This is a genomic window from Streptococcus sp. 11273D007BT (assembly GCF_053547195.1).
The window spans coordinates 2,002,393-2,023,007 of sequence record NZ_JBPWPE010000001.1 but is presented as its reverse complement, the minus strand read 5'-3'; the positions used below and the strand labels follow the sequence as shown (position 1 = coordinate 2,023,007).

Sequence of the window (20,615 nt, the reverse complement as noted above, 5' to 3'; positions counted from 1 at the left end):
AAACTAAAAGACTATATAGAAAAGAGGAAATAGAATGGCGAAACATGGCTTTTTAGATGTGCTGGAAGCAGCACTGGACAAACATTTTACTTACGATTACGAGCTCAACTGGGACAAGAAAAACCACGCAGTTGAGTTGGCTTTCATCTTGGAAGCACAAAATGTGGCTGGGATTGAAACGGTGGACGACGAAGGCAATGCTTCTGCGGAGGATATTTTCCTGGAGGAGTATGTCCTTTTCTACAATCAGGACAAGTCTCGCTTTGACGCGGAAGACTATCTGGTCGCTCTGCCATTTGACGCCAAGAAGGGCTTTTCGGCAGAGTTTCTGACCTACTTCGCAGGCTTTCTCAAGGACACCGCCGACCAAGGCCTAGATGACCTCATGGACTTTTTGGCGGACCCAGAGGCCCAAGAATTTGCGATTTCTTGGGACAGAGAGGCTTTTGAAAAAGGCAGAGCAGACTTGCAAGAAACAGAATTTTTTGGCTATCCGAGGTATTGAAAATGAGACGAAATATTATCGAAATTGATACATTCCTCAAAATGTATGGGCTGAACAAGGAAATTAGAGAAGAATATTTGCAAATTAATTGTTTAAGCTCAATGAAAGACTATGAGTTAGACACATTAAACTCTCTTTTTTTGCAATTATCACCCTTACTCACTATTCCCACTCAAAAGATGGGATATTTACTTGATAAAAGTGTTAGATGTGGCATAAAAGAACAGTTTGATATATTAAGGTTTGCAAATAGAACAGCTCTCAATATTGAGTTGAAATACAGTATGCCTAAGCATGGATTACCAGGGATACTTTATCAACTTCGAAGACATGAACATTTATTAAAAAATGTCTGTGACAATGTACAAGCATTTTGTTATATTTTAGATACTGATACTCTATACCGATTAGATGATAATAAAGAATTATTAGAAGTCTCTTTTATGGATTTAGCGAGTGTGGTTGATGAGGCGTATACAGAGGATAATTTGTTGGAGTATATAAATAGCTCAAATATTCTTATTTCTCCATATACAGAACCTCAAAAATTTATAGAATCCAAATATTTTTTATCTGACAAACAACGAGATATTGTTAGAGACTTGATGTCAGATGATAACAAATTAAATGCAATTACAGGTGGTCCTGGCACAGGGAAATCCTTGGTCTTGTTTGAATTAGCAAAACGTTATAATTTAGAAGGGAAAAAAGTTTTATTTATTTTTTCTGCTAAGTTTGAAGAGGAAAATTTTGGACGATATTTTCCTTTTGATTTTAAACCAATCAAAGATGTCACAATTGATGAAGTAGTTGATGAATACGAAGTTATTTTGGTAGATGAGGCGCAGCGATTACGAAGGGAACAAGTAAATTCATTAGTACTATCCCAAAAGGTAGTATTTGCTGCTGATCATAGACAAGTTCTTCGGTTTTCAGAAGATAGATTAGGAATCGAGGAGGCTCTACGAAAAAATGTTGATGTTGTAATCTATGAGTTAGAAGAAAAAGTTAGAACAGATAAAGAACTATCTTCATTCATTCAAAATTTCTTTGATACTAAATCGAATGTACAAATTGAAGAATTTACTAAGATTAATGCTGTATATTTTAATTCAGAATTAGAGGTTCGGGAGTTTATTGATAAGATGGTTTCGTTTAACAATTATGTAGCTATTGAACTGACAGAATATACAAAATACAAATGGAATAAGCCTAATGAACAATACAGAACAAAAATATCGAACCGTTCAAAAAATCAGTTCGATGTGATAGGCAGGGAGTATGATAAAGTACTGGTTGTCATTGACGAAAAAGTTCAATATGATAGTAATGGGAAGTTAATTCTGCCACAACGAGATTATGATTATATTGAAATAAATGGGTTGTTTGAAGCGTTAACAAGAGTAAGAGAAAATTTATTGCTTGTTTTTGTTCGTAATGAAAATTTATTTATTAAAACTAGTAGACTTTTGAATCATACAACTGAAACTAAAAATAGAGGTAATTTGAAAAAATTACTTACCGTTTCTCAGCAATTAGAAGAACATTTAATAGCAGAAGGAACTCTTGAAAAAAATGAGTATGTTGTAACTAATAGAAAATTGAGAAATCAGGTTGGTAATATCTTAAAAGATAATTAAAATATCGTATAAAAAGGAAACAAACATGAACTCATGGCAAGAATTAACGATTCACGTGCATCGTGATGCAGAAGAGGCAGTTTCAAATCTCATGATTGAAACGGGCAGTCAGGGGGTGGCGATTAGCGACTCGGCTGACTATGTGGGACAGGAGGATCGTTTTGGCGAACTTTATCCCGAGGTGGAGCAGTCAGACATGATTGCCATTACGGCTTACTATCCTGATACTGTAGATATTGAGGAAGTTAAGGCAGACTTGGCGACTCGCTTGGCGGATTTGACAGGCTTTGGCTTGGAGACGGGTCAGATCAGTCTAGAAAGTCACGAATTGGCAGAGGAAGACTGGGCGGACAACTGGAAGAAATACTATGAGCCAGCCCGCATTACCCATGATTTGACCATTGTACCGTCTTGGACGGACTATGAGGGGACTGCTGGTGAGAAGATTATCCGCCTGGATCCAGGTATGGCCTTTGGTACGGGAACCCACCCGACTACTAAGATGAGCCTTTTTGCTCTTTCTCAGGTCCTGCGTGGTGGTGAAACGGTCATTGATGTCGGTACAGGTTCAGGCGTTCTCTCCATTGCAAGCTCTCTCTTGGGAGCCAAGGAGATTTACGCCTATGATTTGGACGAGGTGGCGGTGCGTGTAGCTCAGGAAAATATTGACCTTAATGCTAATACTAGCAATATTCATGTCGCGGCAGGTGACTTACTTCGTGGCGTTGATATTAAAGCAGAAGTTATCGTTGCCAACATCTTGGCGGATATTCTTATCCATCTGACAGAGGATGCCTACCGTCTGGTCAAGGACGAGGGCTACTTGATTATGAGCGGTATCATCGCGGACAAGTGGGACATGGTGCGAGCATCTGCGGAAGCGGCTGGCTTCTTCCTTGAGACCCACATGATTCAGGGCGAGTGGAATTGCTGCGTCTTCAAGAAAACAGCTGACCGCTCAGGTGTGATTGGAGGTTAGGATGCAGCAGTATTTTGTCAATGGCAGAGCACCGCAGGGCCTTTTCCAGATTAGCGACAAGGACACTGCCAAGCATATGTTTTCTGTCATGCGCTTGCAGGCAGATGATCAGATTGTCCTCGTCTTTGATGACGGGATCAAACGCTTGGCGCGCGTGGTAGATAGCCAGAGCCAATCGGTTGAGGTTATTGAAGAACTGGCAGACAATGTCGAATTACCCATTTCTGTGACCATTGCCATGGGCTTTCCTAAGGGAGATAAGCTCGAATTTGTCGCCCAAAAGGCAACGGAGTTAGGCATGGCAGCCCTATGGGCCTTTCCAGCGGACTGGTCTGTGGTCAAATGGGACGGTAAAAAACTGGCAAAAAAAGCAGAGAAACTAGAAAAAATCACCCAAGGAGCAGCCGAGCAAAGCAAACGCAACCGCATTCCAGCTATTCGCTTATTTGAGAAAAAAGTGGCTTTCTTAGCCCAGTTGGCAGGCTTTGACCAGATTATCCTAGCCTACGAAGAATCCGCAAAAGAAGGCGAACAAGCCAATCTAGTGAAAATCTTATCTGGCTTAGAAGCTGGCCAATCAGTCCTTGTTATTGTCGGTCCAGAAGGTGGCGTGTCGCCTGAGGAAGTAGCCGCTTTTGAAAAAGCAGGAGCGGTCAAGACAGGTCTAGGTCCCCGTATTTTGCGAGCGGAGACGGCTCCACTCTACGCTCTTTCTGCCATTAGCTACGCAACGGAATTGTTGAAATAAGGAGAGTCTCAAGATGAGTGAATTAGAGCAAAAGGAACAAAGAGAGCTAATTGTGTCTGAGGACTATTTTGCCCTCATTCAGGAAATGGATGCGTTGGCATTACCGACATATCAAAAATATGAAATTACAAATCCGAATATTTTGGCTCATGTTGAAAAGATAGTTCAACCAGCACTTAAACATAATCTTCAGAAAGCCGGACAGCCTAATATTCCTAAGGGATTGTTTAAAGTGGATTTGCCGATAGGCGATTTGCACAAAATCAAAGGGGAAACGGATAAGTATCGTGCCTTAGTTAAAGGTGCGGATGGAAAAATTAATGCCCATGCAATCTTGACCCCTGCACAAGTGGATATCGCAAAGGGAGCAAAAGCTGCGGCAGCTGTTTCGGGTGTAATGCAAGTTGGTGCCATGGTTGTTGGTCAATATTATATGGCTGAAATCAATGGACAACTTAATTCCATGAAAGAAACTTTAAATGATATTAAAGATTTTCAAGAAAGAGAATTTAAAGGGACTGTTCGGGCTTTGATTGTTAATATTTCTCAGCTATCAAAATTTTCAGCAGATTATGTTGGAAATACTGAATTATCAAGACAAAAGTTGATGGAGTGTGCAAATTTTCGGGCCGAGGTTACTAAATTATTAGAACAGGTGAATCTAGCTATTGAAGATATTGTCACTAAGGGAAAAGGATTATCTTTTGAAAAGTATGAAAAACTAATTGAAAAGTTAAGTGCCAATCTGTTCTATCAACAAACCTTGCTGAGATTATTAGAGGAACTTAGTAAGTTGGACTTAGTATTCTCACAGGGCGTGATATCAGAGGATAGTAGTTATTATGTGTATGAGTATTATCTAAACACCTGTAACAGTTTGGGTGAAAAGATAGCTGATTGGCATAAAAACAAGATAAAATCATTTCGCATTGATTTGAAGTATAATAGGCGTGCACAGGAAGGTGCTATGAAAGTAGTAGCAGATGTTGCCAAAGAATTGGATAAGAACGCCCATATTGCTGCTGGAGTAGGATTTCTTGGAGGTATCGTAGGTGCTGCTGCAGGTTTTGGATTAGGCAAAGCTGCTGGAGAGCTAAATAAAGCGATTCGCTATATTGGTGTTCGAAAACAGACGATTAAGCAGATTTCAGAACAAGAAAGAGTTTCCTATCAATCTAGTAAGCAACTATCTATTAACAGCTATGATGAGAATGTAGAATTGCTGCTTGAAGATGGCAAAGTCTATTATCTCTTGCCAAATGATAGAGAATCATAAAGGAGGACCATGTTTGCCTTAGGAACAATTATCAATACCATCGCTATTGCCCTAGCAGGTTTTTTAGGGTCTTGGTTTGGGCATTTACTAAAAGAACGCCATCAGTCGGGGTTGACGATGGCGAGTGGTGTTGCTGTTCTTTTTCTGGGGATTTCTGGTAGTTTAGAGGGGTTACTGACAGTTGTAGATGGTCAGATCACAAGTCAAAATAGCATGCTTTTGGTCCTTAGTCTGTCCTTGGGGACCTTGATTGGGGAAGTGCTCCATATCGAAGGCTGGTTTGAAAGGCTGGGTATTTGGCTCCGTGAAAAATCAGGAAACAGTCAAGATAGTCAGTTCTTAGATGCTTTCCTGACAGCGTCATTGACCGTTTGTATCGGTGCCATGGCTGTACTAGGAGCCATCCAAGATGGACTGACAGGAGATTATCGCTTGTTGGCCGTAAAGAGTATTTTGGACTTTGTTATCATTTTGATTATGACCTCGAGTTTGGGCAAGGGAGCAGGCTTTTCAGCAGTACCAGTCTTTCTCTTTCAAGGGTCTATTACCCTCTTGGCACGTTTGATTGAGCCACTGATGACGGCCCAGGCACTTGCCAATCTCTCTTTTATCGGCTCTGTCCTCATCTTCTGTGTCGGTGTCAATATCATTTGGGACAAAAAGATTCGCGTGGCCAATATGTTGCCTGCTATTTTACTTGCGGTTTTATGGTCTTATCTTACTTAAGGCTACGGTGGGATTTTGAACAGAAAGCTCTGATAAAGTAAGGGTTTTCTTTGTTTTTGTCTCTTTATTGTTTTATAATGAAGAAAGAAAACAAAAGGAGGTCAGATGATGGATCATTATCAATTAGCTAATGGCTTGAATATCCCTAAGATTGGTTTTGGAACTTGGCAGATTCCAGATGGTGAAGAGGCTTATCGTGCGGTTTCTTATGCTCTTGAAGCGGGTTATCGTCACATTGATACGGCTCAGATTTATGGTAATGAAAAGAGTGTCGGCCAAGCGGTAGCAGATAGTTCGATAGCACGTGAGGAGATTTTTTTAACCACTAAGGTTTGGAATGATCAATTAGATGCCAAGGGAGCGCGGGCGTCCATTGAGCAATCTATGGAAAAATTAGGGGTGACTTACCTAGACTTGGTCTTGATTCATTGGCCAAATCCTAAAGCTGTGCGAGAAAATGGCGCTTGGAGAAAGCGTAATGCAGAGGTCTGGTCGGCGATGGAGGAGCTTTATCAAGAAGGTAAAGTGCGAGCTATTGGTGTCTCTAACTTTATGATTAGCCATCTAGATGAGCTCTTAAAAACTGCCAAGGTTATCCCTCATGTCAATCAAGTCTTATTAGCCCCTGGTTGTCCGCAAGAAGATTTAGTAGCTTACTGTAGAGATAGAGAGATTTTATTAGAAGCCTATAGCCCATTTGGGACAGGGACTCTTTTTCAAAATGATGTTGCTCATGAACTAGCAGAAGCAACAGGTTATTCTGTTGCTCAAGTGGCGCTGGCTTGGTCCTTAGCTAAGGGCTTCCTCCCCTTACCAAAATCCAGTAGTCCTGAAAATATCAAGGCTAACTTAGATGTATCAGGGCTAAGTTTGAGTCTAGAAGCACTCCAAAAGCTAGATCAATTAGAGGGGATTAAAGCTCAGAAAAATCCTGATGAAGTTGATTTTTAAAACATAAAAAAGCTTGATAGTTTCAAGCTTTTTTATGTTCAATGGGTTACCATAGAAATTTTAACGATTGGCACGATAAGCCCAGTAAGCGAAGACACCTACTTTAACAGCAGTATAAGCCAGAGTACCTGCTAACATTTCTCCACCTCCTTTCTTTTAATTATAGGTATCAGATATTAATGAAAATACCAACTGATAACTGATATATACCATCTCATCAAATATACGGAATCGGAGAAATGACACTTTTGTCCACATTTTTTGAGAACAACCCAAAATTTGTTATAATGTCTTTATGATAACTGATGATAGCTTAAAAAAAGAACTCGGCAATCGTATTAAAAAATTGAGAATAGAGCAGGGGCTTAGTCGAGCAGATGTTTGTCGGGATGAGGTTTATGTTAGTTCAAGACAATTAGCACGTATTGAGCAAGGAGAGCATCTGCTAAAAGTATCTATTGCCTTATATCTAGCAGAAATCTTTCAAGTTTCTGTAGAACAACTATTAAATCCAGTTCCAGAACGATACTATCAATTGAAGGCTAAGGCTATTCATTTTGCTACTCAAGGCGATAAGAAATAAATGGAGGAAAGAGAAGATATTATTAGAGATCTTTATACTTATTACAATATCCTTCCAAAGCAAGAAAAAGAAAGTATTGATTTATTAGATATCACGGCTAAACTGCTACATAGCGGTGAGACACAGACTGCCAGAGGGTACTTTTTTCAATTTTTAAAACGTCCTCTCTCTTCTATAATAGATATAAAAGAATTAGATTTATTATGGATTGATTTTTACCTTATTTATATCTCAATTGATGAAAGTTGCTATGATGAAAAAATTTTTAATTGTACTGAGTTTGTTCTTGATTATCATTGGATCTATCTATATTTATATTCAGTATAATCTAGCTCGCTATTCTGTCTATTATGCTAGTCATATGCCTAGAAAAGATGGAGCTAGACCCGAATTGGTTATGGCTGTTGAAAATAAAAACTTCATCGATGAACCAAATGGTGATTATGTTTACTTTGACGAGGAACACGATCATACTATATATATTAGTGATAATGCATATTTCACCTATGGACTGGAAGGATACTATCTTAGAGTAATTAAACAAAATAAACTCTATTTTTACAATACTGATTCAGCTGGAAAATTTATATCCTATTCATCTCCAGTTGGCAACAAAAATGAAGAAGCACTAGATGAGACAATGTTACAAGAAATTGAGGCTATAGTATCTCCTGCAACTGAAGATATTATTAAGGCTCAAAAAATCCCCTTTATTAACCTTCAGAAACTATTCAACCAAAAATATGAATCAACATTTAACTAACAAAAACCTAGAGAATGACCAATTTTCCATTCTCTAGGTTTTTCTATTATGGCTTCGAGCCAGTTTTTCTCGTAGAGAAAAACAAGAAAACCACCAGCTATGCTGGTGGCTGACAAGGCTTTGAGCTTCCATTTCTTTTTCCTGTTATAATCTAATTGTTCAGGTTAGATAAAGGAGGAAAAAGAAATGGCTAAAACCAGTTACAGTTTATCACATACCAAATGGATGTGCAAATATCACATAGTTTTCACACCTAAGTACCGGAGAAAATCCATTTACTACAAAATTAGACAGGACTTAATTGATATTTTCCGTCATCTATGTCAATACAAAGGCGTGGAAATCATTGAGGGACACATGATGCCAGACCATGTTCATATGCTTGTCTTGATACCTCCGAAACTTTCGATTTCCGATTTTATGGGATATTTGAAAAGCAAAAGTGCTCTAATGATATTTGATAAACACGCTAATTTAAAATATAAGTATGGAAATCGAAAGTTTTGGGCCAGAGGCTACTATGTTAGTACCGTTGGGCTGAACGAAAAGACAGTTGCGAAATACATTCGCGAGCAGGAGAAAAATGACATTGCACTTGATTCTTGAGTGTCAAAGAGTATGAAGATCCATTTTCAGATGGCAGTTTTAGAACAAGATAAAAGCCCGTTGTTACGGGGATTAGTCAAGTAATTATAGCACTAACCTGAACGAAGTTCAGCGAACGTCTTTAGACATCGCTGGAGAGAAACGGCTTATATCCGGTGTACAAGCCACCCGTTTTCACGGGTGGTTATGACTCCAACATCTGACTCATTAGGTAAGCGTGGATGAGTTTTTCGGTAGCTTCGATGGAGTCTGTATGGGTGCGTTCATAGGCATGGCTAGCTTCAATGCCTGCACCTAAAAGTGCGTGGCGTACCTCTGCTCCAGCTCGCATAGCAGCCGAGGCATCTGAACCATAGTAGGGGTAGATGTCTAATTTGTAGGGAATTTGGTGTGCTTCTGCTAGTTGGACGATGTGTTGGCGGAGGCCATAGTGGTAAGGTCCAGAAGCATCTTTGACACAGATAGAGACGGTGTATTCGTCTGTTTGTTGGTCATCTCCTATAGCTCCCATATCGACAGCCAAATACTCCAGAGTTTTTTCAGGGATACTAGAGTTGGCACCGTGTCCTAATTCTTCAAAAGCGCTAAAGTAGAAGTGGGTTGTATAGGGGAGTTTCACTTGATTATGCTGGTATTGTCTTAGGAGGTTTAAAAGGATGGCTGCCGAAACTTTGTCATCTAGGTGACGTGATTTGATAAAACCAGTTGGGGTAATCTGAGTTCTTGGATCAAAGGAAATAAAGTCTCCGACCTGGATGCCAAGTGCGCGTGTTTCTTCAGCAGAGGTGACTTTTTCATCTAGTCGGACTTCCATATTGGTCTGATTGCGTTCAGCAGTCCCAGCATCCTTATAGACATGAACAGAAGTTTGGTGCATGAGAATCGTACCTGATATGGTTTTGCCATTTTGAGAAACATGGACGGTACAGTTTTCACCTTCTATGGCATTGTAGGTGAAACCGCCGATCAAATCAAGTTTGAGACGCCCATCTGGCTTGATGGCACGTACCATAGCCCCTAAGGTGTCTAGATGGGCGGTTAGTAGTCGATGCTGATCATCATTTTTTCCCATTACGGTAACAAGCAGACCATCTTTTGGGGTGCGGTTGGCTTTGTAACCTAAGGAAGTGACCTCAGCTTCAACGTAGTCCATGATAGCCTTGGTAAATCCTGTTGGAGAAGGGATTTGAGTGAGTTTGGTAAGATAAGTTAGGGTTTCTGACATAAATGTTCCTTTTCTATTGAGATATGATAAGTCCATTATAGGATTTTTAACAGTGGCTTTCAAGAAGAAGTGAGGTATTAAAGCTTAATCTGCTGTCTGATTTTGGTAAAGTTTTTTTATTTTTAGGCTAAAAAATGGTAAAATGGGAACAATATAATTTAAGTTGATGATTGTAAAGAGGAAAGAGATGCCTAAAGAAAAAAATTTGACAGGAGAAGAGGTTCTGACACTTGCAGCCTCTTATCTGAATGAGGAAGATGTTGCCTTTGTTAAGAAAGCTTTAGAATACGGAGAAAAGGCCCATGAGGGACAATTTAGAAAATCTGGTGAGCCTTACTATATCCATCCTATCCAAGTTGCTGGTATTTTAGCTCAGCTACATTTAGATGCTGTTACGGTGGCTTGTGGCTTCTTACATGACGTGGTTGAGGATACGCCTTATACTTTAGATGACATTGAGGAGGCTTTTGGTCCAGATGTTAGGATGATTGTTAATGGCGTCACCAAGCTTGGAAAAGTGGAGTATAAATCTCATGAGGAGCAGCTAGCAGAAAATCATCGCAAGATGTTGATGGCCATGTCTCAAGATATTCGTGTGATTTTGGTGAAGTTAGCAGACCGCCTTCATAATATGCGCACACTCAAACATTTACGCCCAGACAAGCAAAAACGTATTTCACGTGAAACGCTAGAAATTTATGCCCCACTAGCTCATCGTCTAGGGATTAGCCGTGTAAAATGGGAACTTGAAGACCTGTCTTTTCGCTATCTTAATGAACAGGAATTTTATCGTATTTCCCACATGATGACGGAAAAACGTCGTGAGCGTGAAGCTTTAGTGGATGAAATTGTCAATAAAATTAAAACCTATACCGAAGAACAAGGTCTTCATGGAGATGTTTATGGTCGTCCAAAGCATATTTATTCCATTTACCGTAAAATGCATGATAAGAAAAAACGGTTTGATCAAATCTTTGATCTGACGGCCATTCGTTGTATCATGGAGACTCAAAGTGATGTTTATGCCATGTTGGGCTACATCCATGAGTTGTGGCGTCCTATGCCTGGTCGTTTTAAGGACTATATTGCCAATCCTAAAGCTAATGGTTACCAGTCTATCCATACAACTGTCTATGGTCCAAAAGGTCCTATTGAGATTCAGATTCGTACCCGTGAGATGCATGAAGTGGCGGAGTATGGGGTAGCTGCACACTGGGCTTACAAAAAAGGCATGAAAGGCAAAGTTGACGGACGTGAACAAGCCCTTGGCATGAACTGGATTAAGGAATTAGTGGAGCTTCAAGATGCCTCTAGTGATGCGCAAGATTTTGTTGATTCGGTTAAAGAAGATATCTTTGCTGAACGCATCTATGTTTTTACCCCAACAGGTGCTGTACAGGAGTTACCGAAAGATTCAGGTCCAATTGATTTTGCTTATGCTATTCATACCCAAGTTGGAGAAAAAGCAACAGGTGCCAAAGTAAATGGTCGCATGGTGCCATTAACGGCAAAATTAAAAACAGGTGATGTTGTTGAAATTGTCACCAACAGTAATTCTTTTGGTCCAAGCCGTGATTGGATTAACATTGTTAAGACCAATAAGGCCAGAAATAAAATTCGCCAGTTCTTTAAGCATCAAGATAAAGAGCTCTCGGTACATAAAGGCCGTGAGATGCTGATTGATTACTTTCAAGAACAGGGATATGTTGCTAATCGCTACCTTGATCGTAAGCATATTGAAGATATTTTACCTAAGGTCAGCTACCGTAATGAAGAAGCACTTTACGCGGCTATCGGTTTTGGGGAAATTAGCCCTATTAGTGTTTTCAACAAATTAACTGAAAAAGAACGTCGCGAAGAAGAACGAGCTAAAGCTAAAGCAGAAGCAGATGAGCTACTAAATGGTGGCGAAATCAAGCATGAGAAAAAAGATGTTTTAAAAGTTAAAAGTGAAAACGGTGTGATTATCCAAGGGGCGTCAGGACTTCTTATGCGTATCGCCAAATGTTGTAATCCTGTCCCTGGTGATGCTATTGAAGGCTATATTACGAAAGGCCGTGGAGTTGCCATTCACCGATCTGACTGTCACAATATTAAGAGTCAGGAAGGCTACGAGCAACGCCTGATCGAAGTCGAATGGGATGATCAGCATTCAAGTAAGGATTACATGGCAGAAATTGACATCTATGGCTTGAACCGTTCCGGTCTTCTAAACGATGTCTTGCAAGTCTTGTCAAATATGACCAAGAGCGTATCTTCTGTCAATGCTCAACCGACAAAAGATATGAAGTTTGCTAATATTCATATTGCTTTTGGGATTCCGAACTTAGATAGTCTAACAACAGTGGTTGATAAGATAAAAGTGATTCCAGATGTTTATTCTGTTAAGCGAACAAATGGGTAGGTGCTAGATGAAGATTATCATTCAACGTGTTAAAGAAGCCTCTGTTGCTATTGAAGGGAAAAACCATGCCAGTATCAAACAAGGTTTTCTTCTTCTAGTTGGTGTTGCTCCAGATGATCAGCAAGACGATATGGATTATGCCATTCGAAAAATCGTTCAGATGCGGATCTTTTCTGATGAAAATGATAAGATGAACTTGTCTTTGCAAGATATTAATGGTGAAATCTTATCTATCTCCCAATTTACCCTTTTTGCAGATACTAAAAAAGGCAATCGCCCAGCTTTTACAGGTGCAGCTAAGCCTGATTGGGCTAGCCGATTTTATGACCAATTTAATCAAAAATTGGCACAGTTAGTACCTGTTAAAACTGGTATTTTTGGAGCTGATATGCAGGTATCTTTAATTAACGATGGTCCAGTGACCATCATTCTAGATACAAAGAACAGATAGAGTTTAGAAGGACCTATATAGTTTCTCTTTAATCAAATCCCTTGCCGTTAGGTAAGGGATTTGATGCTTTTAGATGGCGGAGGCTTGTTTTTGAAAAGGTTTTCTCTTGATGGTATAATAGAGTTGAAAAAGAGATACGGGGTGATTCTGATGTTGGTTTTAAGCTTTAATAGTGCCCGTATCTGGTCTGTGGGAATTTGGTTACTACTTTTTGTGGTCCTTCGTTATCTTGGTCGGCAAGATGTAAGTGACAAGAATCAAAAAGGTTCTTTCGGGACCTTGCTTTGAGATATTTTCTAATGTTTGGAGGTGATGATGATGTTAAAGGACCTTCTTGAAATTTTATTCATTATTACGCTAACTGGGGTGGGAGTCTGGTCCTGTGTCCAATTGATTAGGATTTTTGAACATCATATGGAAGACGTTTAAAGAGGTGGACGAAAGTCCACCTCTTTTTAACTGATGAAGATGACTAAGGATTGTCCATCACTTTTTAGTCATATATAATGGTTATTATATCATGAAAAAATGATAAAAAAAAGACTTGTTTTTAATTATTTTTTTGTTATATTTAAGGTGTTCGGTACCGACAATAGAAAAATATGGCATACCTTAGTTATTTATCTAGAGTAAATGAGGAGGTAAATCATGGAAAATCTTAAAAAGTATCATTTCAATTTATTGTTACGAAAATGTACAGTTGGTATGTTGTTGGTAGCAGGAGGATTGTTAACAGGAAATCGTCAAATAGTTTCAGCAGAACAACAGGAATCGCCAACAGTTTCAGTGGTTGAGACACTTTCTGAAGTGTCAAATCCAATAGATAATCTAACGACAAGCGGGGATGCTATCGAGTATAGTTCTACACAACTCCAATCTCAGGATAACTCTATTATTAATCCTGAGGTTGGAATTGTATCAGAAAAGGATTCAGTATTAGATAACAGTAATGAAGTCGAGGCTTCAGGTTATGATGAATCTAAGAAGGTAGTAGAGTCGGAGTTAATTTTATCAGATGGAGTTACGAATCAATCACTCTCTAATAATGAGACTAAACAGAATGAACCAATTATTTATTTAGAGCCTAATACGAGTGCACATGTAGAATATATAAGTGTAGATGAAGCATCAGAAAATACAGTCAATGAATCTACCAACAAGATATTCTATAGTGATCGAAGCGCTACTTCAAGCCTTATTGGTGATAACTACCGTTGGAAAAATGGAAATATCAATACCGATGTGGATAGTTGGGGCTATCCTGTCAGACAGTGTACTTCTTTTGTTGCGTTTCGTTTGGCAGAAACAAATGGTTTCTCTAATGTTAGTTATTTAGGTAATGCTGGTTCTTGGGGATATTCAGCTGTGAATAGAGGAGCAACAGTTGATTCGATTCCAAATATTGGGGCAGTGGCGTGGTTCAGACCAGGTGAAGGATGGTCTGACTCTACCTACGGACATGTTTCATGGGTAGCTGCAGTAGAAGGTACTGATGTGATCTTGGAAGAATACAACCGTTCACCCAATAAGTATGCTTATGGAACATTTAGAATGCCAATTAAATTAGTGAGTGGTTTTATCCATTTCAAAGACTTAGTAGCACATGACACTAGCTCCTCAACATCAAACGCTGTAAATGGAGGTGGGACACTTGCTTCAAGTGGTACTTACCATTTTACAACAAGATTATATATCAAATCAGAGCCTAAGATATCTAGTCCAAATCTTGCGTATTATGATGCAGGTCAATCTGTTAATTATGATAAGATTTTAAGTTCAGATGGATACAAATGGATTAGTTATTTATCCTTCCAAGGGAATCGACGTTATATAGCAGTTCAGAAAGAACAGACTACACCTACTCCTTCCACTACTACAGGAAATATTATTATACAAAATAAAAATGCTGTTTCTGGCTCGTTTGATGTTGTTATTACCAATGTATATAGTCCTAAAGGTCTTAAAGAGGTAAAAATTCCAGTATGGTCATCCGAGAATGGTCAGGATGATTTAGTGTGGTATAGCGGAATCAAACAATCAGATGGGACATATAAAGTATCGGTAACCTCAAATAATCATAAAAATTCTGTAGGACTTTATAATATCCATCTTTATTATGTGAAAAATGATGGTACTCTTGAGGGAGTTGCTACAGCAACAACAGTTGTTAATAGAAATACTTCTCAAGTAACCCTACCTCAAAGTGGTACTTATCATTTTACAAAGCGTTCTTATATAAAATCCTCCCCTACAATGTCTAGCCCTGATCTTGCGTATTATGATGCAGGTCAATCTGTTAATTATGATAAGGTATTAATTTCAGAAGGTTATCAGTGGATTAGTTACATTTCATATGCAGGCAATAGGAGATATATCGCTGTCAGTTAGGAGGCTTTAAAATGAAAAAAGTACATCTTAGTTTAGTGTGTTTAGCCGTGTTAATATTATTTAGTGGTTGTTGGAAAGAAGAAGGCAAGAGTCATCAAGTGGAGTCTGTGCCTAAGACTAGCCAAAGTAGTCGTCCGTCACAATCAAAAGCTTCCACTTCCAAGTCTTCCTCAACACCTAGCTCTTCAAACCAAACTGAGTCCTCTCAAACAGTAGAAAAATTACAAGAGAATCAAGTCGATTCTTCAACTGAGCTTTCTGAGGATGCTTCTCTCAATTCAGCTGTGGAAACAGTGCCAGAATCATCTATGGAAGAAACAGTAGTATCAGATGGCGCAGTAGCTGAGCAAACCACTACTCCAGCACCACAAGGAGGAGAAGTCGCTTCTCTTTCTGCTCAAGAAGATGGGACACCTTCTGCTTTAAATCAGCTTATCAGTGGAGATTATAGTGCTATTGCGGGAACTTGGTCAGATAATCTAGGAAATAGTGTCGTTGTTGATGCTGGTGGAGAGGTTCAGATGGTGTATGCCGATGGTCGGATACTTACTTACCATATTATAGAAGGAACTGGGGCACTTCAAGGGATCCATGTTTATCAAGCTAGCATGGGTGATCCATCAGGTACAGCTAGTGTCCCTGATTTGCGCTACACAGCTTCTCAATCAGGTCAGGATAGTTTATATCTTGTACCAAGAGGAACAGAGGTTGGATTTAATACCTTGTACCGTACTTAATAAATGATTGATTTAGTTGATTTTATAAAAATAGGCTTGGGATAATTCCCAGGCCTTGTTTGATTGATCATTTACTTTTTCTTCTAGCAAAGTCCACAAATTTGAATTTTTCAAGTTTATGTCGGCTATCGGTATATTGAAATTGTGTCGTGTCAGATAGGTAAACCTTAGAGTTGACTGAAACCACATGGATATCAGAGCCTAGGTCTAGATAACGTCTATCTTTATCAGTGACATGGTCAATGATGATTTCTTTTTCAGCATAAGCAATATCAAGTTTGAGGTCTGTTTCAAGATAGTGATAGATGGAGCTTTGAGCGGTCTCTACTGTCATTTGGGGAACTATCTTTTTTAAGAGGTAATCTGTATCTAAGACAGAAGCCACACCATCGACAATTCTAAGGCGGACAACGCGCCAAAGTAAGTCATTGATTTTAAAGCCTGTTTTTTTAGCCAAGTGTTCATCTGTGATGATTTTATCAATACTAATCACCTTTGTTTGTGATTTGAGTCCGATAGATTCGACTAACTCTTGATAACTGGTCAGTTCAGATACAGGAAAATTGATTTGTTCTCGTTTGATGATTTGTGATCCTCTTCCTTGCATTTTTTGAATAAGTCCTGCATCATTCAGTAAGCGAAGGGCTTTTCTTATCGTATCACGACTAGCGTGATATTCTTTAGTTAGGGCTAACTCAGTAGGGAGGTAGTCTCCTGCTTGATAAAATTGAGTGTGAATCTTATGTTCTAAATCATGGAAGATTTGGATATATTTTTTCATTAAAAGGTCTCCTTATTTTAATTTGTCTTTGAAAAGGCATACAAGATGACTTTATTTTATCAAAATAAGGAGGAAGCTAGGACTTACCTAGTAAGTAAAAAATGGGAAAATTTGAAAACCAAGCCCGCGAGATGCTTGAGGCGATTGGCGGCAAAGAAAATATCAGCGCAGTAACCCACTGTGCCACTCGTATGCGTTTTGTGCTTGTTGATGAGAAAAAAGCAGATGTGAAACGTATTGAAAACATCTCTCCAGTTAAAGGAACGTTCACAAACGCTGGTCAGTTCCAAGTAATCATTGGTAATGACGTGCCAATCTTCTACGGCGATTTCACAGCTGTATCAGGTATCGAAGGGGTTTCTAAAGAAGCAGCCAAGTCAGCTGCCAAAAGTAATCAAAACCCAGTTCAACGTGTCATGACCATGTTGGCTGAAATCTTTACCCCAATCATTCCAGCTCTTATCGTTGGTGGTTTGATTCTTGGTTTCCGTAACGTGCTTGAAGGCGTGCAGTTTTCAGCTCTTGATGGGAAAACTATTGTTGAAGTGTCTCCATTTTGGAGTGGGGTAAACCATTTCTTATGGTTGCCAGGTGAAGCGATTTTCCACTACTTACCAGTAGGGATTACTTGGTCTGTGACTCGTAAGATGGGAACTTCACAAATCCTTGGTATCGTTCTTGGGATCTGTTTGGTGTCACCTCAATTGCTTAATGCCTATGCTGTGCCAAGCACATCAGCAGCAGAAATCGCTAAAGATTGGGTTTGGGACTTTGGGTTTGTAACGGTCAACCGTATTGGTTACCAAGCACAGGTTATTCCAGCTCTTCTAGCAGGTTTGTCACTAGCTTACCTTGAAAAATTCTGGCGCAAGGTTATTCCAGAAGTGGTTTCAATGATTTTTGTGCCATTCTTATCACTTGTTCCAGCTCTTATCCTAGCTCATACTGTTCTTGGTCCAATCGGATGGACTATCGGACAATGGCTATCAACAATTGTGCTTGCTGGTTTGACAGGACCGCTTAAATGGTTCTTCGGTGCAGTCTTTGGTGCTCTTTATGCGCCATTTGTTATCACTGGTCTTCACCACATGACAAACGCCATCGATACCCAATTGATTGCAGATACAGGTGGAACTGGTCTATGGCCAATGATCGCTCTTTCAAACATTGCACAGGGATCAGCAGTATTTGCTTACTTCCTTATTAACCGTCACAACGAACGTGAGGCACAAATCTCACTTCCAGCAACTATCTCAGCTTATCTCGGAATTACTGAACCAGCTCTCTTTGGGGTTAACGTAAAATATGTTTACCCATTTGTAGCAGGTATGATTGGTTCAGGGATTGCAGGTTTACTTTCTGTAACCTTTAACATTCAAGCAGCTTCTATCGGTATCGGTGGCTTGCCAGGTATCTTATCGATTAAAGCGAATTACTGGGGAGCTTTTGCTCTAGCTATGGCTGTTGCGATTGCAGTCCCAATGGCATTAACCTTTATCTTTAACCGTACAGGCGCTTTTTCAAAAAAAGATGACGAAGAAGCAGTGAGCCCAGCTCAAGCTTTAGCTGAAGTGGAGGAAAAAGAAGCGCCAGCAGTTGGCACAATTGTCACAATCCAAAGCCCTCTTACTGGGGAAGCAAAACCTCTCTCAGAAGCAGTTGACCCTGTCTTTGCCCAAGGTGTGATGGGACAAGGTGTCCTTATCCAACCAACAGAAGGTCTATTAACTGCTCCTGTATCTGGTGTGATTTCTGTTCTCTTCCCTTCAAAACATGCTGTCGGTATCTTGTCAGATGAAGGTGTTGAACTGTTGATGCACATTGGTATGGACACAGTTAACCTTGATGGAAAAGGTTTTGAAGCTCATGTGGCACAAGGTGATCGTGTAGCAGTGGGGGATAAATTGATCACATTTGATATGGATGTTATCAAAGAAGCTGGTTATGTTACGGAAACTCCAGTTATCGTCACTAACCAATATGATTACCAACCAGATGCGATTGGCGACTTACCACGTGAGATTAAACGCGGCGAAAACGTGATTAAAGCAAGTAAAATTTAAACATAAATCGTGATTGAGACTTGGACAGCTTGGCCTAGTCTCTTTCACTTAATAAGTAAAGTAACAAGAGAAAAGCAGCGCTTTTATAAACTAGAGAAAGGAATAGAACCCGAGTGGAAGGCTTGAGTGAACAAGTTTTTCTCTCATGTTCTTGGTATCTTAATGATGGCAATCGACAAACGTAAAGTGGTGTACCAAATCTATCCCAAATCTTACAAGGACACGACAGGAAATGGTGTAGGGGATTTGCGTGGTATTATTGAAAAACTTCCCTATCTTCGTGAATTAGGGATTGACATGATCTGGTTAAACCCATTTTACCCAAGTCCTCAGCGTGACAATGGTTATGACATTTCAGATTACACTGCGGTGAATCCTGACTTTGGCACCATGGCAGACTTTGAAGAAATGGTGGCTGTTGGAAAAGAATTAGGCATTGAATTTATGCTAGATATGGTCCTCAACCACTGCTCAACTGATCATGAGTGGTTCCAAAAAGCCCTCGCTGGTGACAAATATTACCAAGACTTTTTTATCCTACGTGATGAGCCGACAGACTGGGTATCTAAGTTCGGTGGTAATGCTTGGGCGCCATTTGGTGATACTGGAAAGTACTATCTCCACCTTTTTGATGTGACGCAAGCAGATCTTAACTGGCGCAATCCCCATGTCCGTGAAGAACTTTTCAAAGTCGTTAACTTTTGGAAAGACAAGGGAGTTAAAGGCTTCCGTTTCGATGTTATCAACTTGATTGGTAAAGATGAAGTCCTAGAAGACTGCTCTATCAATGACGGCAAACCTGCCTATACCGATCGCCCTATTACGCATGATTACCTCAAGATGATGAATAATGCTACCTTTGGAAAAGAAGAAGGCTTTATGACGGTTGGGGAAATGTCTGCTACGACCATTGAAAATTGCATTCTCTACACGGCTCCTGAGCGTGAAGAGTTGTCTATGGCTTTCAACTTCCACCACTTGAAAGTGGATTACAAAGATGGCCAAAAATGGACTATTATGGATTTTGACTTTGAAGAACTCAAACGTCTCTTCCATACTTGGGGAGAAGGGATGAGTGAAGGCAATGGTTGGAATGCGCTGTTCTACAACAACCACGATCAGCCGCGTGCCCTCAATCGTTTTGTGGATGTGAAAAATTTCCGCAATGAAGGAGCAACCATGCTGGCAGCCTCTATCCACCTTTCTCGAGGAACACCCTATATCTACATGGGAGAAGAGATTGGGATGATTGACCCAGACTATGATTCTATGGCAGACTATGTGGATGTTGAGAGTCTCAATGCTTATCAAATCATGTTGGACGAGGGCAAATCTAAAGAAGAAGCTTTCAAGATTATCCAGGCTAAATCTCGTGATAACTCAAGAACTCCAATGCAGTGGGATGATAGCCAAAATGCTGGTTTCTCAACGGGGACACCGTGGCTAAAAGCAGGTAAGTCTTATCCAGAGATTAATGTGAAAAATGAGAAGGAAGGCCCAATCTTTACTTTCTATCAAGACTTGATTCGATTGCGTAAAGAGATGCCTTTAATCGCAGAAGGAGACTATAAGGCAGCTTATAAAGATAGTGATCAGGTTTATGCGTTTGAGCGTCAGCTTGGCGATGAAAAACTCCTTGTCCTAAACAACTTCTTTGCTGAGGAAGTACCCCTTGACCTAGCTGATTATGCCTCAGGTCAAGTTTTGATCAGCAACTATAAAGACACTGTCTTAGCAGATCAGATTACCCTCAAACCTTATCAAACCCTTGCTATTTTAAAAAAATAAA

At 39.8% G+C, this 20,615-nt stretch carries 18 protein-coding genes and 1 pseudogene; 17 read left to right on the top strand and 2 right to left on the bottom strand.

Annotated features, from left to right (window positions below; genetic code table 11):
• The first annotated feature begins 34 nt into the window (after positions 1 to 34).
• The 11 genes and pseudogenes from ACEE75_RS10245 to tnpA all read left to right on the top strand — a co-directional run bounded on the left by ACEE75_RS10245 (position 35) and on the right by tnpA (position 8,830).
• Complete coding sequence (locus ACEE75_RS10245) at positions 35 to 505, top strand: DUF3013 family protein (protein WP_449164803.1); 471 nt, start codon at positions 35 to 37, stop codon at positions 503 to 505.
• A 2-nt stretch (positions 506 to 507) separates the two neighbouring features.
• Entirely contained in the window at positions 508 to 2,145 is a 1,638-nt protein-coding gene (locus tag ACEE75_RS10240) for an AAA family ATPase (protein WP_449164802.1), read from the top strand.
• A gap of 25 nt (positions 2,146 to 2,170) precedes the next feature.
• Complete coding sequence (gene prmA / locus ACEE75_RS10235) at positions 2,171 to 3,124, top strand: 50S ribosomal protein L11 methyltransferase (protein WP_447575437.1); 954 nt, start codon at positions 2,171 to 2,173, stop codon at positions 3,122 to 3,124.
• A gap of 1 nt (position 3,125) precedes the next feature.
• A complete protein-coding gene (locus ACEE75_RS10230; protein WP_447575438.1) occupies positions 3,126 to 3,872 on the top strand; it encodes a 16S rRNA (uracil(1498)-N(3))-methyltransferase in 747 nt (248 codons plus the stop codon).
• Between the two features lie 13 nt (positions 3,873 to 3,885).
• The gene (locus ACEE75_RS10225) at positions 3,886 to 5,148 is read left to right on the top strand and encodes a hypothetical protein (protein ID WP_447575439.1); all 1,263 of its coding nucleotides are present in this window, start codon (positions 3,886 to 3,888) and stop codon (positions 5,146 to 5,148) included.
• Between the two features lie 9 nt (positions 5,149 to 5,157).
• Positions 5,158 to 5,874 carry a DUF554 domain-containing protein gene (locus ACEE75_RS10220; protein WP_449164801.1) on the top strand — a complete coding sequence of 239 codons (717 nt, stop codon included), beginning with the start codon at positions 5,158 to 5,160 and terminating at the stop codon, positions 5,872 to 5,874.
• A gap of 108 nt (positions 5,875 to 5,982) precedes the next feature.
• Positions 5,983 to 6,825 (top strand): aldo/keto reductase, encoded by an 843-nt coding sequence (locus ACEE75_RS10215; protein WP_447575565.1) that lies wholly within the window; start codon positions 5,983 to 5,985, stop codon positions 6,823 to 6,825.
• 295 nt (positions 6,826 to 7,120) lie between these two features.
• The gene (locus tag ACEE75_RS10210; protein ID WP_447575563.1) at positions 7,121 to 7,408 is read left to right on the top strand and encodes a helix-turn-helix transcriptional regulator; all 288 of its coding nucleotides are present in this window, start codon (positions 7,121 to 7,123) and stop codon (positions 7,406 to 7,408) included.
• The gene (locus ACEE75_RS10205) at positions 7,409 to 7,735 is read left to right on the top strand and encodes a hypothetical protein (RefSeq protein ID WP_447575562.1); all 327 of its coding nucleotides are present in this window, start codon (positions 7,409 to 7,411) and stop codon (positions 7,733 to 7,735) included.
• 34 nt (positions 7,736 to 7,769) lie between these two features.
• Positions 7,770 to 8,171 (top strand): hypothetical protein, encoded by a 402-nt coding sequence (locus ACEE75_RS10200; protein WP_447575561.1) that lies wholly within the window; start codon positions 7,770 to 7,772, stop codon positions 8,169 to 8,171.
• 186 nt (positions 8,172 to 8,357) lie between these two features.
• Positions 8,358 to 8,830: pseudogene (gene tnpA / locus ACEE75_RS10195) on the top strand (IS200/IS605 family transposase).
• A gap of 131 nt (positions 8,831 to 8,961) precedes the next feature.
• On the opposite strand, the gene ACEE75_RS10190 reads toward tnpA, so the two are convergent.
• Positions 8,962 to 10,002, bottom strand: a complete 1,041-nt coding sequence (locus ACEE75_RS10190) for a M42 family metallopeptidase (protein WP_354368418.1) — start codon at positions 10,000 to 10,002, stop codon at positions 8,962 to 8,964.
• Positions 10,003 to 10,189: 187 nt separating this feature from the next.
• On the opposite strand from ACEE75_RS10190, the gene ACEE75_RS10185 reads away from it, so the two are divergent.
• From ACEE75_RS10185 to ACEE75_RS10170, 4 genes are all read left to right on the top strand, one after another.
• Entirely contained in the window at positions 10,190 to 12,406 is a 2,217-nt protein-coding gene (locus ACEE75_RS10185) for a RelA/SpoT family protein (RefSeq protein ID WP_447574524.1), read from the top strand.
• Positions 12,407 to 12,413: 7 nt separating this feature from the next.
• Positions 12,414 to 12,857 carry a D-aminoacyl-tRNA deacylase gene (gene dtd, locus ACEE75_RS10180; RefSeq protein WP_447574525.1) on the top strand — a complete coding sequence of 148 codons (444 nt, stop codon included), beginning with the start codon at positions 12,414 to 12,416 and terminating at the stop codon, positions 12,855 to 12,857.
• 681 nt (positions 12,858 to 13,538) lie between these two features.
• Positions 13,539 to 15,245: an SH3 domain-containing protein gene (locus ACEE75_RS10175; RefSeq protein ID WP_447574527.1), complete on the top strand. Its 1,707-nt coding sequence runs from the start codon at positions 13,539 to 13,541 to the stop codon at positions 15,243 to 15,245.
• 11 nt (positions 15,246 to 15,256) lie between these two features.
• The gene (locus ACEE75_RS10170; RefSeq protein ID WP_447574528.1) at positions 15,257 to 15,982 is read left to right on the top strand and encodes a DUF6287 domain-containing protein; all 726 of its coding nucleotides are present in this window, start codon (positions 15,257 to 15,259) and stop codon (positions 15,980 to 15,982) included.
• Between the two features lie 67 nt (positions 15,983 to 16,049).
• Here the strand turns inward: ACEE75_RS10170 and treR are convergent, their stop codons facing one another.
• Positions 16,050 to 16,763: a trehalose operon repressor gene (gene treR / locus ACEE75_RS10165; RefSeq protein ID WP_447574529.1), complete on the bottom strand. Its 714-nt coding sequence runs from the start codon at positions 16,761 to 16,763 to the stop codon at positions 16,050 to 16,052.
• Positions 16,764 to 16,864: 101 nt separating this feature from the next.
• Here treR and treP point away from each other — a divergent pair, with 101 nt between their 5' ends.
• Both treP and treC read left to right on the top strand, forming a co-directional pair.
• Positions 16,865 to 18,826 (top strand): PTS system trehalose-specific EIIBC component, encoded by a 1,962-nt coding sequence (gene treP / locus ACEE75_RS10160; protein ID WP_447574530.1) that lies wholly within the window; start codon positions 16,865 to 16,867, stop codon positions 18,824 to 18,826.
• Positions 18,827 to 18,991: 165 nt separating this feature from the next.
• Positions 18,992 to 20,614, top strand: coding sequence for an alpha,alpha-phosphotrehalase (gene treC, locus ACEE75_RS10155; RefSeq protein WP_449164810.1), 1,623 nt, complete (start codon positions 18,992 to 18,994; stop codon positions 20,612 to 20,614).
• Position 20,615: the final 1 nt, after the last annotated feature.

Excerpts from the sequence above, each read along its gene's own strand:
- dtd (WP_447574525.1), top strand. The coding sequence starts at position 12,414 with ATGAAGATTATCATTCAACGTGTTAAAGAAGCCTCTGTTGCTATTGAA.
- prmA (WP_447575437.1), top strand. The coding sequence starts at position 2,171 with ATGAACTCATGGCAAGAATTAACGATTCACGTGCATCGTGATGCAGAA.
- ACEE75_RS10230 (WP_447575438.1), top strand. The coding sequence starts at position 3,126 with ATGCAGCAGTATTTTGTCAATGGCAGAGCACCGCAGGGCCTTTTCCAG.
- treR (WP_447574529.1), bottom strand. The coding sequence starts at position 16,763 with ATGAAAAAATATATCCAAATCTTCCATGATTTAGAACATAAGATTCAC.
- treC (WP_449164810.1), top strand. The coding sequence starts at position 18,992 with ATGGCAATCGACAAACGTAAAGTGGTGTACCAAATCTATCCCAAATCT.
- ACEE75_RS10200 (WP_447575561.1), top strand. The coding sequence starts at position 7,770 with ATGCCTAGAAAAGATGGAGCTAGACCCGAATTGGTTATGGCTGTTGAA.
- ACEE75_RS10170 (WP_447574528.1), top strand. The coding sequence starts at position 15,257 with ATGAAAAAAGTACATCTTAGTTTAGTGTGTTTAGCCGTGTTAATATTA.
- treP (WP_447574530.1), top strand. The coding sequence starts at position 16,865 with ATGGGAAAATTTGAAAACCAAGCCCGCGAGATGCTTGAGGCGATTGGC.
- ACEE75_RS10210 (WP_447575563.1), top strand. The coding sequence starts at position 7,121 with ATGATAACTGATGATAGCTTAAAAAAAGAACTCGGCAATCGTATTAAA.
- ACEE75_RS10215 (WP_447575565.1), top strand. The coding sequence starts at position 5,983 with ATGGATCATTATCAATTAGCTAATGGCTTGAATATCCCTAAGATTGGT.
- ACEE75_RS10220 (WP_449164801.1), top strand. The coding sequence starts at position 5,158 with ATGTTTGCCTTAGGAACAATTATCAATACCATCGCTATTGCCCTAGCA.
- ACEE75_RS10185 (WP_447574524.1), top strand. The coding sequence starts at position 10,190 with ATGCCTAAAGAAAAAAATTTGACAGGAGAAGAGGTTCTGACACTTGCA.
- ACEE75_RS10245 (WP_449164803.1), top strand. The coding sequence starts at position 35 with ATGGCGAAACATGGCTTTTTAGATGTGCTGGAAGCAGCACTGGACAAA.
- ACEE75_RS10190 (WP_354368418.1), bottom strand. The coding sequence starts at position 10,002 with ATGTCAGAAACCCTAACTTATCTTACCAAACTCACTCAAATCCCTTCT.
- ACEE75_RS10240 (WP_449164802.1), top strand. The coding sequence starts at position 508 with ATGAGACGAAATATTATCGAAATTGATACATTCCTCAAAATGTATGGG.
- ACEE75_RS10225 (WP_447575439.1), top strand. The coding sequence starts at position 3,886 with ATGAGTGAATTAGAGCAAAAGGAACAAAGAGAGCTAATTGTGTCTGAG.
- ACEE75_RS10205 (WP_447575562.1), top strand. The coding sequence starts at position 7,409 with ATGGAGGAAAGAGAAGATATTATTAGAGATCTTTATACTTATTACAAT.